This window comes from Amycolatopsis mediterranei (genome assembly GCF_026017845.1).
Taxonomy (GTDB): Bacteria; Actinomycetota; Actinomycetes; order Mycobacteriales; family Pseudonocardiaceae; genus Amycolatopsis; species Amycolatopsis mediterranei.
On record NZ_CP100416.1, the window covers coordinates 6,097,760 to 6,115,254 of the forward strand.

The window sequence follows — 17,495 nt, forward strand, 5'->3', positions numbered from 1 at the left end:
TGCCCCTCGCCGGATCCTTTTCATCAAACCTTCAAGCAAGTTCCCTGATGAACATTAGCAGTGCGGCCGGGGTGGGCGTCGGCACCGCCACCCGGATGCCCGAAAGACCACGATCCCCTGGACCACGCGGGCAAAGAAGCCCGAATCGCCCGACGGAGTGAGTGCGGCCCCCGGTCGGGTGAGGGGGACGGTTTGTTTGGCGAGGTGACGGACTTGGCCTGGTGGGTGAGGTGCGGCGTGGGTGGAAGGAGGTGGGCTGGCCGGGTCGGCGGGCCGATTCGCTGGTTCGCTGCTCGCTCGGCTCGGAAGCCGGATGACGCATGTCACCGCGGATTCAGCATCAGCACCGGGGCCAGCGGCTACCGCGACGGCGGCGGCGACCGAGGCGGCGGCGGTAACTGTGGCGGTCGTGGCGAAGGAAGGATCTGGCCACAGCGGCGGCAGCGATCGAGGCGGCAGCGGGGACCGTGGCCGCGACCGAGCCTGCAGCAGCGATCGAGGCAGCGCAGCGACCGTGGCCACGGCAGCGATCGAGGCGGCGGCGGTGACTGGGGTGGTCGCGGAGGAAGAGTGGGCAACAGTGGCACGATCGCGGCCCCGGAAGCAGCAGCTGCGATGGCGCTGGTGATTGCGCGGGCGTGGGTGTGGGTGTGGGCCCGTAGCCGTGTGGCTGCGGGCCTTTCCCGTGTTCAGGCTGCGAATGGGAGTGGTTGGTGGAGGTTGTTGCGCCTGGGTTTTCGGCGTTTGTCGAGGAACACCGGTGGGAGGAACTCTGGGAGGCCGTCGGCGGCGATGCGGACTTGCCAGCCGGAGCGGTGCAGGAGCCGGTGGTGGTGGGCGCACATCAGGACCAGGTTGGTCAGGTCGGTGGGACCGCCGTCGGCCCAGTGACGGATGTGGTGGCCTTGGCAGTGGCGGGGTGGGCGGTGGCAGCCGGGGAACGCGCAGCCGCGGTCGCGTAGGTACAGGGCACGGCGGAGCCCGGCGGAGATCAGGCGGCGGAGACGGCCCAGGTTAAGGGGTTCGCTTTTCTCGCCCATGACGGCGGGGATGAGCATGCTGTCGCAGGCGTGCACCCGTGCTTCCGCGGCCGACATCTCGCCGGCGTCGCCGAGGGTGGCCGTCCCGACCCCGGACTTCAGGTCCGCTAGCGACACCGCGACCATCACGTGGGCCCGTTCCCCGGCTTGCGTGGGCAGGTCCGGGGAGTTGAGGGCGAGGTCGATCGTGTCGGAGAAGGCGTCGCCGTAGCGTTGGGGCAGGGTGCGGTGGTCGGGGCCCTCGTCGCTGGTGCGGCGCTCGGCGATGGCGTCGAGCACAGCGCTGGCGCGGGTGCCGGTCTCGTCGTCGAACGTGCCGTTCAGTTCCCAGATGCCGGTTCTTTTGCGGCGCAGGAACAGTTCCCGGGTGGGGGTGGCGGGTTCGGTGGTGGCGGGTTCGGCGCCGTCGGGGTTCAGATGGGCCAGAATCCTGGCGCCGAGGGCGGCGACCTGCTTGTGTCCGGCGTCGGCGGCGAAAGACAGGAGATTCTGCTCAACGCCGGCATGGTGCTCGGGTGGGACCTGGGTGAGGACACCGGTGATCACGTCGATCATCGGGGTGCTCAGCTCCCCAGCGCGCGCGGCAACACCGGTTGCAGGGGCGAGAGCGGGAATCGGGCTGCCGTCGAGGTTGCGGCCCGGGTGGAGAGCCCGGGCGCGTTTCACCATCCGTTCGCCCGCCTGCTTCGGGACATCGGCGAGGTGCTCCAGCAGCCGCGCGGCGGAACGGTAGCCGAACAGCTCCATCACCCCACGCTGCTCGATTTCCACCAGCAGCGCACCAAGTTCGGCCTCGGCAGTCCGCATGCACGCGACCAGCTCACCGATGCGGTCGGCGAGGACCACCGCATCGGAGGGGAGGGCCGCGTTGTCGGTCATAACTCAAGATTACCGAGTATCGAACACCAGTTCATCACACGAAAGGGGTAACTGTTCAGGTCGTTTCGGCAGTGGTGGGTAGCCAAGGGTTTCCGGTGATGGCGTCGCGGAGGGCGGTGATGAGGTGGAGGCTGTGCTTGCGGGCGGTGGAGATGTAGCCGCGGACGCGCAGCCACGCTTGGACGCTGTGTCGGGTGCGCCAGCCGCCGGAGATCTTCAGCTGGGCTTTGATCATGCGGAGGTCGCGTTCGGCTTGGTTGTTGGTGAACGGGACGGTGAGGTCGCGGGCGAACAGCAGCACCTGGTGCTGATAGTCGCGCAGGCGAACCAGCAGGTTCCGTGTCTTGCTTTGCTTGCGGCCTCGGTCGGGTGGGGGCAGCAGCAGGCCAAGATTGACGGTGCGGACGAACCCGGAGATCAGCAGATCGACGATGTGGGCGGGGATCGCGCCAGGCCGGCGTCTCGTGCTATATGCGCAGCAGTGTTGAGCTTTTCGAGAGTCTTCATGGCGATTCTGGGGGGTCGCTCCGGGCGTGCCTGGCTGCTTGCCCTGCTTGCGTCCGGACTTGCCGCAACGACTTGGGGGCGGGCTTGCTGAACCGGTCCGACGATGGTGCCATCGAGGAGTTACCCCGAGTTGGTGCCCAATCGGCGCTTGAGGGCGGCGACTTCGCCCCGCAACGCGGTGATCTCCTCCCGCGCACGAGCGAGCTCCACCGCCTGCGCTGCGACCAGCGCGGCCAGCTCGTCATACGACGGACGAACACCGTCCCCCACAACAAGATCATCCCACAGGCCCGCTCACCGCCCGAAAACAGCCTGAACAGTTACCGAAAGGGTACAACGAAGAACCCCCAGCAGGACGAATGAGACTCAAGAAGCCACCTGCCGCGCCCGCTCGATATCCGGACCACGGTAGAGCCGCTCCGGAATCCGGGCCAATGTCGAAGGATGGACCTGCGGCCCCAACCCGTAGAACTTCTGGAAACTCATGATCAACGGCCGCCAGGTGTCCGGGTCGATGCGGTCCTCGGTGCCGGCCATGCGGATCGACTCGTGCACGAACACCCGCTGCACCCGCACCTCGAAGGCGACCACTCCCCCGTCTTCCCCCACCGGATGCACCGCCTCGACGACGACCTCCATGGCCACCGGGCACTCGGCGACCCGAGGCGGCGCCACGGTCGAAGACGCCACCGGTGTCAGCCCGGCTCGCTCGAACTTGTCCGCCACGTGGAAGTAGCCGCGCTTGCGCTTCCCGCCGGGCACCGGGTCCGACCCCGTCGTCAACGCCAGCCGGTCCACCGCCGGGGCCATCGACTCCGACGGCAGGTTCAACACACCTTCCCGGGTGCGCAACAGGTTCTGCGCGGTCTTCGACCGGACGCCCAGCCCGAGCACCGCCCGCCAGCCGAGCCAGAACGCCGAGGACATCGGGGCCAGATTGGCCGAACCGTCTTCATTGGTACTGGAAATCAACACCACCGGAGTACCGAAATACAGGATACCGGGCTCGATGGCCGTGTGCTCAACAGGTTTCACGCCACCGATCCTGCCGTCCACACGGGACCCGGCGCTGGCGGGAATCGGCCATCGCGATCAAGGGGGCGGCACCCGCGGAAGTGCCGCCCCCTCTGCTCACCGCGAGGCTTGCGCCAAGGCCCGTCGTGTCAGGACCCGGGCCAGGTGACGGCGGTACTCCGCCGTCGCGTGGGGCTCGTCCGGCGGGTTCGTTCCTTCGGCCGCCAGCGCCGCCGCGTCGTCGATCGATGCCCCGGCCGCCAAGGCCTCCTCCGTGGCCGTGGCGCGCAAGGGCACTCCGCCCATGTTCACCAGGCCGACGCGGCCGCCCACGACCGTCACCCCGACCATCGCCCAGTCGATCGCGCGGCGGGTGAACTTCTCGAAGCCCCAGCCCTGGCCCGTCTGGGCCGGGAGGCGGATCTCCGTCAGCAGTTCCGCCGGCTCCAGCGGTGTCGTGAACGGGCCGAGGAAGAACTCCGCCGCCGGGATGCGGCGCTCGCCCGACGGGCCACGGGCCACCAGGACCGCGTCCGAGGCCAGGACCGCCGCCGGGAGGTCGGCCGCCGAATCCGCGTGGACCAGGGAGCCGCCGATCGTGCCGCGGTGGCGGACCTGGCGGTCGCCCACCTCGCCGGACACGTGGGCCAGCAGGGGCGCGTGCTCCAGCAGCACCGGGTCCTGCACCAGCGCGCTGTACCGGGACAACGCGCCGATGACGACCTCGTCGCCCTCCAGCCGGACGTACCGCAGCTCGTCGAGCGGGCCGATGTCCACCAGGTACTCCGGCGCGGCCAGTCGCAGCTTCATCAGCGGCAGCAGGGAGTGGCCGCCCGCCAGCACCTTCGCGTCGTCGCCGTGCGAGGCCAGCAGCGTCAGCGCCTCGTCCACTGTGGACGCCCGCAGGTACTGGAACGAAGCGGGGATCACCGGTCCACCTCCTGCCCCGACGCGTCTACCACGGCGCTCACGATGTTGTGGTACCCCGTGCAGCGGCAGAGGTTGCCCTCGAGCCCGGCGCGGACCTCGTCACGCGCCGGCTTCGGGTTGTCGGCCAGCAGGGACACCGACGCCATGATCATCCCCGGCGTGCAGAACCCGCACTGCAGGCCGTGCTGCTCCCGGAACGCCCGCTGCACGGGGTGCAGCTCACCGTCCGAAGAGGACAGTCCTTCGACGGTGGTGACGGCGTGGCCGTCGGCCTGCGCGGCCAGCACCGTGCACGATTTGACCGACTCGCCGTCGAGCAGCACCGTGCAGGCGCCGCAGGACGTCGTGTCGCAGCCGATGTTCGTGGCGGTCAGGCCGGCGGTGTCACGCAGGAAGTGCACCAGGAGCGTCCGGTCCGGCACCTCCTCGGTCAGCGACCGCCCGTTGACCTCGATCGAGACCTTCACTGCGCGCTTCCCTTCCGAGCTTCCTCAAGAGCGGCCCAGACCCGGATCGGGGTCGTGGGCATGTCCAGGTGCGTGACGCCGCGGCCCGAAAGCGCGTCCACCACGGCGTTGTGCACCGCCGGCGTCGAACCGATCGTCGCCGCCTCGCCGATCCCCTTGACGCCCAGCAGGTTCCGGTCGGTCGGGGTGGCCATGTCGACGAGCTCGAAGTCGGGCAGCTCGGCGGCGGTGACGAACGAGTAGTCCGCGAGCGTCGCGGTCGTCGGGTTGCCGTCCTCGTCGTAGGTGACGACCTCCATGAGCGCCTGCGCCGCGCCCTGCCCGAGCCCGCCGTGGCGCTGGCCGCGGAAGGTGAGCGGGTTGACGATCGGCCCGGCGTCGTCGACGGCGACGATCCGGCGCAGCTCGACCTTGCCGGTCTCGGTGTCGACCTCGACGACGGCGAGGTGCGCGCCGAACGGGAACGTCGGCGCACCGCCGCCGAACCAGACGTCGGCCGAGAGCTTGCCCCCGCCGGCCGCCTCGGCGACCTGCGCCCAGCTGAGCACGGTGCTCGACGGTGCGCCGCGGACCTGCCAGACGCCGCGTTCCGCGTCCAGCTCGAGGTCGTCCGGTGCCGCTTCCAGCAGGTCGGCCGCCAGCTCGCGGGCCTGCGCGATCACCTCTTCGGCCGCCTGCCGGATCGCCGAGCCGCCCAGCTGCAGCGACCGCGAGCCGAACGTGCCGACCGCGTTCGGCACCTCGTCGGTGTCGCCGTGCCGGACGGTGATCTTCTCCAGCGGGACGCCGAGCTGGTCGGACAGCAGCATCGCCAGCGACGTGCCGAGCCCCTGCCCGTGCGGCGAACTGCCGGTCCACGCGACGACCGAGCCGTCCGGGTGGATGTCGACGCGGCCGCTCTCGCCGCCGCCGTCGCCGCCGGTGATCTCGACGTAGGCCGCGATGCCCAGACCCAGTTCGACCGGGTCGCCCGCCGCCCGCCGCCGCTGCTGCTCGGCCCGCAGTTCCGCATACCCGGCGGCGTCCAGGGCTTTGTCCAGCGCCGCCGCGTACTCGCCGGTGTCGTAGGACGCGCCGGTCGGCGACTGGTACGGGAACTCCTCCGGCCGGATGAAGTTGCCCCGGCGGACCTCGGCCGGGTCCAGCCCGATCTCGGCGGCGAAGCGGTCCATCGCGCGTTCGACGGCGGCCGTCGCCTCGGGGCGGCCCGCGCCGCGGTAGGCCGCGATCGGCGTGGTGGTGGTGACGACCGCGCGGCTGCGGGTCTCGACCTTGGGGAACCGGTAGACGCCGACGGCCATCAGCTCGGTCAGCATCGGCAGCAGCAGCATCCGCGGGTACGCGCCGGCGTCCTGGACGACGTCGAGGCGGTACGCCAGCACCGTGCCGTCGCGCTTTCCGCCGATGGTCACGGTGTTCCGCTGCGCGCGGCCGTGCGTCATGGCCGTGAGGTTCTCGCTGCGCGACTCGACCCAGCGCACGCCCCGCCCGAGCTGCCGGGCGGCCCAGCCGAGCACGGTTGCCTCCGGGTCCGCGCCGATCTTCGCGCCGAACCCGCCGCCGACGTCCGGCGCGATCACCCGCACCGACTCTTCGCCGACGCCGAGGCCCGCGGCCAGCTGGCCGCGGGCCATCTGGGCGTTCTGCGTGGACAGCCAGGCCGTCAGCCGGCCGTCCTCGCCCCACACGCAGGCCGCGCCGCGCACTTCGAGCGGCGCGGGCGCGACGCGCTGGTTGAGGATGGTCTGGGTGACGACGACCTCGCAGTCGCCGAAGATCCCGTCGTCGAACTCCTTCGCGCCGTTGACCTGCACGACGTTGCTGCCGTGGTCCGGAAACAGCAGCGTCTCGCCCGCCAGGGCCGCCTCGATCGTCGCGACGGCTTGCAGCGGCTCGTAGTCGACGTCGACCAGCTCGGCCGCGTCAGCCAGCTGGTAGCGCTCTTCGGTGACGACGAGCGCGACCGGTTCGCCGACGTAGCGCACCACGTCCCCGGCCAGCCACGGCTCCAGCAGCGGCCCCGAAGGGTGCGGGGCAAGCCCGAGGTCCGCGGCGGTGAACACGCCGAGCACACCCGGTGCCTCCTTCGCCGCGCTCACGTCGATGCCGCCGATCCGCGCGTGCGCGATCGGACTTCGCACGAAGACCGCGTGCGCGGCTCCGGAAAGCGCTTCCACCCGCAGATCGTCCACATAGGTGCCGCCCGCGGTGATCAGATCCCGGTCCTCCCGGCGGACCACCCTGGTCCCGACAATGCTCATCTGGTCTCCTGCTCGCCGATATCCGCCGATCATGCCCGCATGGCGAGGACGACCGCCAGGCCCAGTCCGCCGATCCCGATCCCGATGCGCAACGGCGTCGCCGGCAGCCGGCGCACGAGCGCGGATCCCAGCCACGCCCCGCCGAGCGAGCCGAGGCAGACGGCGAGCGCGGCCGGCCAGACGACCTTGCCGGTGACCGCGAAGACGATCGCGGCGAGGAGGTTCGCCGAGCCGGTGATCAGGTTCTTCGCCGCGTTGGTGCGGGCCAGCGGCTGGCTCCAGACCGTGACCAGCAGCGCGAGCATGAGCACACCGGCGGCGGCGCCGAAGTAGCCGCCGTAGATGCCGATCAGGAACGCGACCACGCCGGTCGCCGGGCTGAGGCCGTGGTGCTCGGTGCCCTCGGCCAGCCGGCGCAGCCGCGGCCCCGCCATCAGCACCAGCGACGCCCCGCCGATCAGCCACGGCACGATGCGGGTGAACGCGTCGGACGGCGTCAACAGCAGGACCAAGCCGCCGCAGGCGCCGCCGACGGTGGTGATGGCGCAGAGCGGGACGAGCCGGCGGCGCTGCCCGGCCAGTTCGGGGCGCGCGCCGGCCGCGGCGCCCACCGTGGTGCCCAGCATGGCGACGGTGTTGGTGACGTTGGCGGTCACCGGCGCCAGGCCGGCGGCGAGCAGGGCCGGATAGGACACCAGCGACGCGAGCCCGGCGGTCGCCCCGGTCAGGCCGGCTCCGACGCCGGCCAGCACGAGCAGGAGCAGCACCCACGGGTCGATGATCACGTTGTCATCTCACCACGCCGGTCGCGGCTGTCGATCCGGGACGCCACCGTTCGTCTCGGAGGTGAACCCCACCCAGGAAGGACATCCTCGATGCGTTCGATCACCGTCACCATGAGCGTCACCCTCGACGGCGTCGTGCAGGGCCTCGGCCGTCCCGACGAGGACACCCGCGGCGGCTTCGCCCACGGCGGCTGGGGCACGCGCTACCAGGACGACGTCCTGGCCCGGGAAATGAGCAAAGGCATGAGCCGGCCCGGCGACATGCTGTTCGGCCGCCGCACCTGGCAGGACTTCACCACCGCGTGGGGCCGGCGCACCGACGGGAACCCGTTCACCACACACATGAACGCCGCCGCCAAGTACGTCACCTCGACCACGCTCGACGACGCCGACGCCTGGGAGAACTCGATCCTGCTGCGGGGAGAGGCGATCGAAACGGTGGCCGAACTGAAGGCCCGCCCCGGCCGGGACCTGTCGGTCATCGGCAGTGCGTCGCTGGTCCGGGACCTGCACGCCGCCGGGCTGATCGACCGCTACACCCTCCTGATCCACCCGCTGACCCTCGGCACGGGCGCCCGGCTCTTCGGCGACGGCTCGCTCACGGAGTTCGCCCTCACCAGCTGTGTCCCGACGACCAAGGGCGTCGTGATCGCGCAGTACGACCGCCGGGTATAGACCGTTATACGAACGACTTCCGGTGTCCGAAACCGGACGGGATGCGGCGCCGGGCTTGCCCGGCAGGAGGACGGCGTCCCAGAATCCGCGCTGACAAGGTTGTCAACGAGCGGAGGCGGGCATGGGCGAGCTGGACCGGCGGCGAGCGCTCCGCCTGCTGGGCGCAGGCGGGGCGGCGGCCGCACTGGCGACGGGCCTGCTCCCGGGCTTGGCGCGGGCGGCGGCGGGCGGCGGCCCGCCCGATCCGGTCGCCGCGACGTACCTGCGCGTCCTGCTGCGGCACACGCGCTGGGCCGAGCAGCAGTTCGACCCGGCAGCCGGGACCTACCCGGCCCGGGACTTCACCTTCGCCGTCGTGCTCGGCAACGCCGTCCTGCTCACCCGCGACGGCTACGACGCCACGATCGCCGGCGTCGGCCGGGAGACCCTCCGCGCGCACACCCTGGCCACGATCCGGCGCTTCGCCGCGTCGAACCGGCTGGCCGGCGGGTCCGAGTGGGGCCGGAAGCTGTTCTTCGACACCACTTTCCAGTCGTACTTCGTGCTCGCCGCCCGTCTCTTGTGGACGGACCTCGACGATCCGACGCGGCAGAACGTCGAACGCATCACCGCCGAACAGGCCGCCTACACCACCGCGCTCGGCACCGGCGACGACCCGGACTCGGGCAGCTGGACCCCGCACGGCCTGCTCGGCGGCCACGTCGGCGACACGAAGCTCGAAGAGATGGGCGTCTACGCCCAGTCCCTCGCGCCCGCGCTCGCCTGGGCACCCACCGACCCGCGGGCGGCCGAGTGGCGGGCGGCCTTCGGCGCGTGGAGCCGCAACGAGGCCGGGCTGCCCGCCGCCGACCTGGCCAACCCGCGGCTCGTCGACGGCCGTCCGATCAGCGCGAACACCGCCACGAACCTCTACGACACCTTCGTCGTCGAGAACCACGGTTCGTTCGGCCCGCACTACCAGGAAGAGCTCTGGCGCACCTCCGGCCGCAACGCGATGCACTTCCTCGCCGCCGGCACGCCGCTGCCGGAGGTGCTCACCGCGCAGCCGAACGGCGAACTGCTCTGGCGGACCATGCTGCTGATGACCAGCGACGCCGGCGAGCCGCTGATGCCGATGGTCGCCGACCGCGAGCACCTCTACGGCCGCGACGTCATCCCGCTGACCTTCCGCGCCCAGGTGCTCGGCGACCGCCACGCCGCCCGCGCCGAAGCCGACCTCGCCGCCCGCCTCGAGCCCTACCAGGCCTACCCGCCCGCCGACCGGATCACGAAGTTCTCCGGCGAACCGAAGTACGAACCGGAGGCCCGCGCCGAACTCGCCATCAGTTACCTGCTGCACGAGTGGCGCGCCGCGCACGGCGGCCCGGTCGTCCCGGTGGACGAGCGCGAGTTCGCCGCCCACGCCGCCGGAGTCGCCGATTTCGGTCCCGGCCCGGGCCTGCTCGCCCACCGCTCCCCCGCCGCCTGGGCCGGCACGGTCAGCAAGCCGGGCTTCGTCAAGTTCGCCTGGCAGCCGCACCACGACGACTGGCTGTTCGTGCTCGGCGGCGCCAACCCGATGCTGCTCCCCGCGACGAACTTCGCGGTGCTGGAACGGCACGCCAGGACCTGGACGAAGGTCCGCGACGGCTTCGACGGCACGGTCGGCGTCCTGCGTTTCGACACCGGCTACGCCGCGCTGGCCACCCTGCCCACCGGAGCCGCCGTCTACGCGAGCAGCGGCGTCGCCGCGGGCGAAGGCGTGCTGGACGTCCACAACCTCGCGATGCCCGGCGTGCCCGGCCTCGACGGCGACCGCAGCTACACCGCCGCCGACGGGACCGTGACGGTGAAAGCGGGCACCGCACCGGCCGGCGCCCGGACCGACGAGCTGACCTTCGCCCCGGTCACCGCGCGGCACGTCCGCATGCTCGGCATCGAGCCGGACCCGCAGTACGGCTACTCGCTCTGGGCGTTCGAGGTCCGCGACGGCGCCGGACCGGATCTCGCGCGGGCCGCAACCGCGTCGGCTTCTTCGGCGTCGCCGGGCAAGGAGGCGAAGTACGCCATCGACGGCGACGCGACGACGCGGTGGGCAGTGTCCACATCGGACCGAACACGGGCGGACAGCTGGCTGGCGGCCGACCTCGGCGCACCCGCGACGTTCGACCGCGTGCGGCTGAGCTGGGAGGCGGCCGCCGGCCGGAAGTACCGGGTCGAAACCTCACCGGACGGCCTGACCTGGACGTCGGTGGCGACCTACCCGGTTCCCGACCTGCGGACCACCCGCGGCCGGCTGGACGTCGACGGCCGCGCCGGGATCGTCGTCTCAGGACCGAATCCGATCACCGTCGCCGGCAACCGCGTCACGCTCTCGGACGGCCCGGCCACGCCGCTGCTCGCCGAGCTGTACCCCGAGCCGGCCGGGGCGCGGCCGTCCGGGCGCCGCACCACCACCGCGCCCGCGGTGCAGGCGAGCGTCACCGACGGCTTCCTGGTGCTGGTCAACCTCGGCGACGCCCCGGTGCACGGCACCGTGACCCTGCCGGGGGAAACCCGGCTGTACCGCGGCGAGCAGACCGTCACCCGGACGGGCACCGAACTCTCCTACGCGCTGGCTCCCGCGGAAGGCCGCATCGAACCGCCGCGGTTCACCGTGCGGGGCCCGGCCGGGCTGAAGGCCGTTGTCCGCGACGCGAGCCGGGTCGAGCTCACCGCCCCGGCCGGGTGGCTGCCGGTGCTCGTCACCGTGACGCCGGACGGTGGCCGCGCGCGGCCGGTGCTGCTGCCGCCGCGGCGGACCGTGCCGGTCGTCTTCGGCGAACTCCGCCCGTACCCGCTGACCGACCGCGCCCTCGGCGGGACCACCTTCCCCGCCGAGCCCCGGCCGCCGGGCATGTCCAGCCCGGCCGCGGCCGTCGACGACGACCCGGCGACGGCGTGGCGGCCGGGCCCGGACGGCCGGATGGTCGTCGATCTCGGGGCGGTGACGGAGGTTTCCGCGGTCGAACTGGCCTGGACCCGCGGCCGCGTCCCCGTCGCCACCGTCGAAACCAGCGTCGACGGGGTCACCTACGCGACGGCGGACACCGGGCCGGCCCGGTACGTCGCCGTCCGCACGGACTGGCGGCCCGGCGACGCGAGCCTCACCCGGTTGTCCGTCCGCACTTGATCGATCTCGGACACCTCGCGCCGGGCCCGCGGGCGAGTACCTTGACACACGGAGCTTTCCACCCGCCCGATCGGGAGGACGGATGCGCGTCACGATCGCCGAAGTCGCCCGCCGCGCGCGGGTGAGCAAGACGACCGTGTCGCGGGTGCTCAACAACAAGGCCGACGTGGACGCGGCGACCGCGATCCGGGTGCGCGAGGTGATCGCCGCGACCGGGTACATCCCCAGCGCCGGCGCGGTCGGGCTGGCGCGCGGGGTGACGCGCACGGTCGGGATGCTGGTGCCGGGACTGACCTGGCCGTGGATGGGCGAAGTGCTGCAGGGCGTCGCCGACGTCGTCGAGTCGAAGGGCTACGGCCTGCTGCTGTCCACCGCCAACCGCGGCGCGGACTCCCTCGGCGAGTTCTCGCGGCAGGTGTCGGCGAAGGCGTTCGACGGCCTCCTGCTGGTGGAACCGCCGGACGCGGTGCGGCACCTGCGTGTGCTGCACGACTCCGGGCTGCCGGTGGTGGTGATCGACGACCGCGGCCGCCGTCCGGCGTTCCCGTCGGTGGGCACGGACAACCGGCAGGGCGGCGCGTCCGCGGCCCGCCACCTCCTGGACACCGGCCGCACCCGGCTGGCCACGGTGACCGGCCCCCGCGACTTCGGCTGCACCGCCGACCGCCTCAACGGCTTCAACGAGGTGGTCCTCGACGCCGGCCTGACCCTCGACCCGCGGTTGATCATCGAAGGCGACTTCACGAGCGAAAGCGGTGAGGCGGCGATCCTCCAGCTCCTCGAAACGGGCCCGCCGTTCGACGCGGTCTTCGCGCACAACGACCTCACGGCAGCGGGCGTGCTGGCGGGACTGCGCAAGTCCGGCCGCGCGGTGCCGGGGGACGTCGCCGTGGTCGGTTTCGACGACATCCCCCTGGCCGCGCACACCCAGCCGCCGCTCACCACGATCCGCCAGCCGCTGCGGCAGATGGGCGAGACGGCGGCCGGGCTCCTGCTCGACCGCCTGGCCGGCGCGCCGTCCCCGGACGCCCCGCTGATCGTCCCGACCGCGCTGGTGGTCCGCGAGTCGACTCAGGAGACGGTCAGCGCCCCCGACAGCGGGACGTTGCGCGAGGAATCACCGACGTAGACGCGGTACTGGCCCGCGTTCGCCGTCCACGAGCCCGTCCAGTGCGCGAGGTCCCGCGGGGTCAGCGGGAACGACACCTGAGCGCTCTGCCCGGGGTTCAGCGGCACCTTCTTGAACCCCTTGAGCTGTTTGGGCGGCTCGCCGTTCCCGGCCGGCTGGCCGACGTACAGCTGGACGACGTCGGCGCCCGCGCGCGTGCCGGTGTTGGTCACCGTGGCCGTCACGGTCGCCGTACCGTTTGTACCCTGGGGCGTGACGACCAGGTTCGAGTACCCGAACGTCGTGTACGACAGCCCGAAGCCGAACGGGAACAGCGGCTCGAGGTTGCGGCTGTCGTACCAGCGGTAGCCGACATTCAGCCCCTCCGAGTACTCGATCCGGTCTCCTGAGCCCGGGAACTGCTGGACGCTCGCCGTCGGCAGGTCGGCAAGCTGCTTCGGGAAGCTGATCGGCAACTTGCCCGACGGGTTGACGTCGCCGTAGAGCAGCGACGCCAGCGCGTTGCCGTTCTCCTGGCCCGGGTACCAGCCTTCGATCACCGCCGCGACCTTGCCCAGCCACGGCATCGTCACCGCCGACCCGGTGTTGAGCACGACGACCGTGCGCGGGTTGGCCGAGGCGACCGCGTCGATCAGGTCGTTCTGCTGGTTCTGCAGGTCGATCGTGTCGAGGTCCTGGGTCTCGGACTCGCCGTAGCTGGCGAACACGATCGCGACGTCCGCGGTGCGAGCCGCCGCGACCGCCGCCGGGATGTTCGGCGTCTGCACGTGCTCCCCGGCGCCGTCCACATAGGACACGGTAACGCCGGAGCCCGCCCGCGCCTTGATGCCGTTGATCGGGTTGACCGACGCCGGTGACGGGTTGACCTTCGCACTGCCGCCGCCGATGTTCTGCGGGTCGATGGCGTCGCCGCCGGAGAGCGCGATCGACTTGACCGACGAACCCAGCGGCAGCACGCCGGTGTTCTTCAGCAGCACCGAACCGGCCGCGGCGACGTCCCGCGCGGTGGCGACGTTCGCCGCGTTCGTCACGACCGACTGCGGGGTGCCCCGGCGGGCCCGGTCGAAGAGGCCGAACCGGAACATCTGGGTCAGCACCCGCCGGACCATGTCGTCGACCCGGGCCTGCGTCACTTCGCCGCGCGAGACGGCGTCGAGCAGGCCCTGGCCGAAGAACGCGCCGCCGGGCATCTCCATGTCCAGCCCGCCGTTGGCCAGCTGCCGGGCGCCGCCGGTGGCCGAGCCCCAGTCCGAGCCGACGAACCCGCCCCAGCCGGCGTCCTGCTTGATCGCTTGGGTGAGGACCCCGGCGCTCTGGCACGCCGGGACCCCGTTGATCTGGTTGTATGCGCACATCATCGACGCGACCTGGCCCTGGCTCGCCACCTGCTGGAAGGCGGGCAGGTACAGCTCGTGCAGCGTCCGGTCGTCGATGATCACGTTGTCCGACGGCGTGCCGCGCGATGCCCCGGCCTCGACGTTGTACGCGGCCGCGTGCTTGGCCTGCGCCATGACGCCCAGGCTCTGGATGCCCTGGGTCGTCGAGGTCCCGGCCGCGCCGGCGAGGTACGGGTCCTCGCTGTAGGTCTCGAAGTTCCGGCCCCAGCGCGGGTCGCGGACCAGGTTGATCGTCGGGCCGAGCGCGATGTCGACGCCCTTGCCCGCGAACTCGGCGCCCATGGCGCTGCCGTACCGGTTCATCAGGCCGGTGTCCCAGGTCGCGGCGGCCGACACCGGCGCCGGGAACTGGGTGACCCCGTCGAGGCCGTCGCCGACCCCGGCCGGGCCGTCCTGCAGGCCGAGCGCCGGGATGCACAGCTCGGGCACGGCGTCGGTGTTGCCGATGTACGGCCCGGTCGCGCCGTTGCCGTGCAGCACCTTCACCTTCTGCTGAGCCGTCATCGCCGCCATCAGCTGGGTGACGCGGTCGGCGACCGGTGCGGTGGACCCCACCCACGGGCAGCCACCCGGGTTGGTGGGCGTGGTCGTCGGCGGGGCACTGTCGGACGTGTGGACGGCGAACTCCCACAGCGAGACGCCCCACTGCGTGGCCCGGGCGGTCGCGTTCAGCCGGACGTACCGGGCGGTGCCCGCCACGGCCGGGTGTTCGGTGCCGCCCGCACCGGTGAGCACCGTCGCCGCGGTGATCCACGTCGAGCCGTCGGTGGACAGCTGGATCGTGTACGCGCTCGCGTACGCCGCCTCCCACGTCAGGTCGACGCCGCACACGGGCCGTGCGCTGCCGAGGTCGACCTGGATCGACTGCGGGTCGGCGGCCAGGCTCGACCACCGCGTGCCGAGGTCGCCGTCGAACGCCGCCGACGCCGGGAAGGCGTCGGATTGGACGCTGGAGGCCGTCGCCGGTTGCCGCAGGCCTGCGTTCGCACTGCCGCACGCCTGCGCCGAGCCGTCACCGTAGACCTGGAACTCCCACAGCGACACGCCCCACTGGGTCGCGCGCTGGGTGGTCGTCAGGCGGACGTACCGGCCGGTGCCGGCCACCGGCAGCATCTGCGTGCCGCCGGTGCCCGTCGTCGTCGAGTACACAGTGGACCATTGGCTGCCGTCGGCGGACGCCTGGATGGTGAACGCCTTCGCGTAGGCCGCCTCCCACTGGAGCACGACCTGGTTCAGGCTGTGCGACGCGCCGAGGTCGACCTGCAGCGTCTGCGGGTCCGCCGCCAGGCTGGACCAGCGGGTGCCGGGGTCGCCGTCGACCGCGGCCGAGGCCGGGAAGGCGGCGTTCTCGGTCGACGACGCGGTCACGGCGTGCCCCTGTGAGAGCAGGGTGGGCGCCGCCTGGGCGGTGAACAGCGGGGCCGTGAGCAGCCCCGCCGTCACCGCGGCGCCCAGGACGAGCGCGAGCCGACGCCTCACTGGTAGACCCGCACGTAGTCGATCACCATGTCCTGCGGCAGGACGGTCCCCGCCCCCGGCGGGCCGGGGAAGTCGCCGCCGATGGCGTTGTTGAGGATGAGGAAGAACGGGTGGTCGTACACCCACGGCCCGCGCGTGCTCTCCACGGTGTCGCGGTTGATCGTCTCGAACGCGTTGCCGTCGACGTAAAACGTCATGTGCGAGGCGTCCCAGTCGAGGCCGAACTTGTGGAAGCCCGCCGACACGTCCTGGCCGAGGTCGTAAGGCGCGCCGATGCCGCCGGCGCCGTTGTAGGCCGGGGCGTGGATCGTCGAGTAGGCCAGGTTCGGCGCCTTCCCGACGTGCTCCATGATGTCGATCTCGCCGCAGTTCGGCCACGGCGTGCCGCTGAAGAAGTTGGCGCCCAGCAGCCAGAACGCGGGCCACAGCCCCTGGGTGCCGGACACCTTGATGTTCGCCTCGACGTGGCCGTAGGTGAAGCTGAACTTGCCCGCGGTGTTGATCCGGCCCGAGGTGTACTGACAGGTGCCACTGCCGCTGATCGGGTCGACCGGGCACGCGCTGCCCGGGGTGGCTTCACGGCGGACCTGGATGACGAGGTTGCCGCGGCCGTCCTGCTTGGCGTTGTTGTTGTTCGTGTAGTACTCGAGTTCGTTGTTGACGCCGGGGCCGGTTTCGGCGGTCCACTTGCTCGCGTCCGGGGCCGCGCCCGCGGCGCCGTTGAACTCGTCGCTCCAGACCAGGGTGCCCGGGAAGTGCGGGGCCGGCGGGGCGGCCGGGGGCGGCGTCGGGTTGCCGCCGGTGCCGTAGACGTCGAAGCCCCACAGCGAGTAGCCGTAGCCGTTCGAGCGGGCGGTGCCGTACATCCGGACGTACCGGCCGGAACCGTTGACGGTCAGCGTCTCCTTGAAGCCCTTGCCGGTCGTGGTCGAGTAGATCGAGGTCCAGTTCGCGTTGTCGTTCGACACCTGGAGCTGGTAGGCGACGGCGTAGGCCGGGTCCCACTGCAGGACGACCTGGTGGACCGCCGCGGGCGCGCCGAGGTCGACGGTGATCCAGCCGGGGTCGACCCAGCCGGTGGTCGCGCTCGTCGCCCAGCGCGTGGCCGGGTCGTGGTCGAACGCCTTGGCCGGGAGACAGCCGGGGCAGGCACCGTCGTCCTGGTAGGAGGACGCGGTGCCGGGCTTGCCGTAGGACAGCAGGACGTCGCCGGGCTGGGTCGTGCCGCCCCCGCCGTAGACCTGGAACTCCCAGAGCGAGTAGCCGTACTGCGTGGCGCGCTGGGTGCCGGTCAGCCGGACGTACCGGCCGCTGCCGGTGACGTTCAGGGTCTGGGTGCCCCCGGTCGCGGTGGTGGTCGAGTACAGCGACGTCCAGGTGTTGCCGTCGGCGGACGCCTGGATCGTGAAGGCCTTCGCGTAGGCGGCTTCCCAGGTCAGCACGACCTGCGAGAGCTGCTGGGTCGAGCCCAGGTCGACCTGGAGGTACTGCGGGTCGCTGAACGCGCTGGACCAGCGCGTCCCGGGATCACCGTCGACCGCGGCCGAGGCGGGGAACGCGGCGGACTCGGTCGAGGACGCCGTCACCGGACGGCCTTGGGAGAGCAGGACGGGCGCGGCCTGCGCCACCGGCGCGGTGAGCAGGGCGGCCAGGATCAGGGCGAGGACGGCGAGAACCCGGGTCCTCGGCATGCGGCGTTGCATGGGCACCTCCACGGCGAACCGGCGCCGGGGCGGCCTTGCCCCGGCGCGGATCGGCTCACGTGGTCCTCGGCGCGGGTG

13 protein-coding genes are annotated in these 17,495 nt (G+C 72.0%); 3 read left to right on the forward strand and 10 right to left on the reverse strand.

Annotated elements, in window-relative coordinates; all coding sequences use genetic code 11:
- Positions 1-689 precede the first annotated feature (689 nt).
- From ISP_RS27270 to ISP_RS27305, 8 genes are all read right to left on the reverse strand, one after another.
- The gene (locus tag ISP_RS27270; protein WP_014467224.1) at positions 690-1,919 is read right to left on the reverse strand and encodes an HNH endonuclease signature motif containing protein; all 1,230 of its coding nucleotides are present in this window, start codon (positions 1,917-1,919) and stop codon (positions 690-692) included.
- 55 nt (positions 1,920-1,974) lie between these two features.
- Positions 1,975-2,568, reverse strand: a complete 594-nt coding sequence (locus ISP_RS48120; protein WP_148281986.1) for an IS66 family transposase — start codon at positions 2,566-2,568, stop codon at positions 1,975-1,977.
- Positions 2,547-2,696: a hypothetical protein gene (locus ISP_RS27280; RefSeq protein WP_014467225.1), complete on the reverse strand. Its 150-nt coding sequence runs from the start codon at positions 2,694-2,696 to the stop codon at positions 2,547-2,549. The genes ISP_RS48120 and ISP_RS27280 overlap by 22 nt, the downstream gene beginning before the upstream one ends.
- 96 nt (positions 2,697-2,792) lie before the next feature.
- A complete protein-coding gene (locus tag ISP_RS27285) occupies positions 2,793-3,404 on the reverse strand; it encodes a flavin reductase family protein (protein WP_230468951.1) in 612 nt (203 codons plus the stop codon).
- A gap of 153 nt (positions 3,405-3,557) precedes the next feature.
- Positions 3,558-4,370, reverse strand: a complete 813-nt coding sequence (locus tag ISP_RS27290; RefSeq protein WP_013227067.1) for an FAD binding domain-containing protein — start codon at positions 4,368-4,370, stop codon at positions 3,558-3,560.
- On the reverse strand, positions 4,367-4,837 hold the full coding sequence (locus ISP_RS27295) for a (2Fe-2S)-binding protein (protein WP_013227068.1): 471 nt from the start codon (positions 4,835-4,837) through the stop codon (positions 4,367-4,369). Before ISP_RS27295 ends, ISP_RS27290 begins: the two co-directional genes overlap by 4 nt.
- Entirely contained in the window at positions 4,834-7,098 is a 2,265-nt protein-coding gene (locus ISP_RS27300) for a xanthine dehydrogenase family protein molybdopterin-binding subunit (RefSeq protein ID WP_013227069.1), read from the reverse strand. Before ISP_RS27300 ends, ISP_RS27295 begins: the two co-directional genes overlap by 4 nt.
- 29 nt (positions 7,099-7,127) lie before the next feature.
- Entirely contained in the window at positions 7,128-7,883 is a 756-nt protein-coding gene (locus ISP_RS27305) for a sulfite exporter TauE/SafE family protein (RefSeq protein ID WP_013227070.1), read from the reverse strand.
- 90 nt (positions 7,884-7,973) lie between these two features.
- Here ISP_RS27305 and ISP_RS27310 point away from each other — a divergent pair, with 90 nt between their 5' ends.
- The 3 genes from ISP_RS27310 to ISP_RS27320 all read left to right on the forward strand — a co-directional run bounded on the left by ISP_RS27310 (position 7,974) and on the right by ISP_RS27320 (position 12,838).
- On the forward strand, positions 7,974-8,558 hold the full coding sequence (locus ISP_RS27310) for a dihydrofolate reductase family protein (RefSeq protein WP_013227071.1): 585 nt from the start codon (positions 7,974-7,976) through the stop codon (positions 8,556-8,558).
- A 121-nt stretch (positions 8,559-8,679) separates the two neighbouring features.
- The gene (locus tag ISP_RS27315; RefSeq protein ID WP_013227072.1) at positions 8,680-11,709 is read left to right on the forward strand and encodes a discoidin domain-containing protein; all 3,030 of its coding nucleotides are present in this window, start codon (positions 8,680-8,682) and stop codon (positions 11,707-11,709) included.
- Positions 11,710-11,791: 82 nt separating this feature from the next.
- On the forward strand, positions 11,792-12,838 hold the full coding sequence (locus ISP_RS27320; RefSeq protein ID WP_013227073.1) for a LacI family DNA-binding transcriptional regulator: 1,047 nt from the start codon (positions 11,792-11,794) through the stop codon (positions 12,836-12,838).
- On the opposite strand, the gene ISP_RS27325 is transcribed toward ISP_RS27320, so the two are convergent.
- Complete coding sequence (locus ISP_RS27325; RefSeq protein ID WP_013227074.1) at positions 12,781-15,714, reverse strand: glycoside hydrolase family 3 C-terminal domain-containing protein; 2,934 nt, start codon at positions 15,712-15,714, stop codon at positions 12,781-12,783. The two genes, ISP_RS27320 and ISP_RS27325, sit on opposite strands and share 58 nt — an antisense overlap.
- Positions 15,711-17,417 carry a discoidin domain-containing protein gene (locus tag ISP_RS27330; RefSeq protein WP_013227075.1) on the reverse strand — a complete coding sequence of 569 codons (1,707 nt, stop codon included), beginning with the start codon at positions 17,415-17,417 and terminating at the stop codon, positions 15,711-15,713. Before ISP_RS27330 ends, ISP_RS27325 begins: the two co-directional genes overlap by 4 nt.
- Between the last annotated feature and the right edge of the window lie 78 nt (positions 17,418-17,495).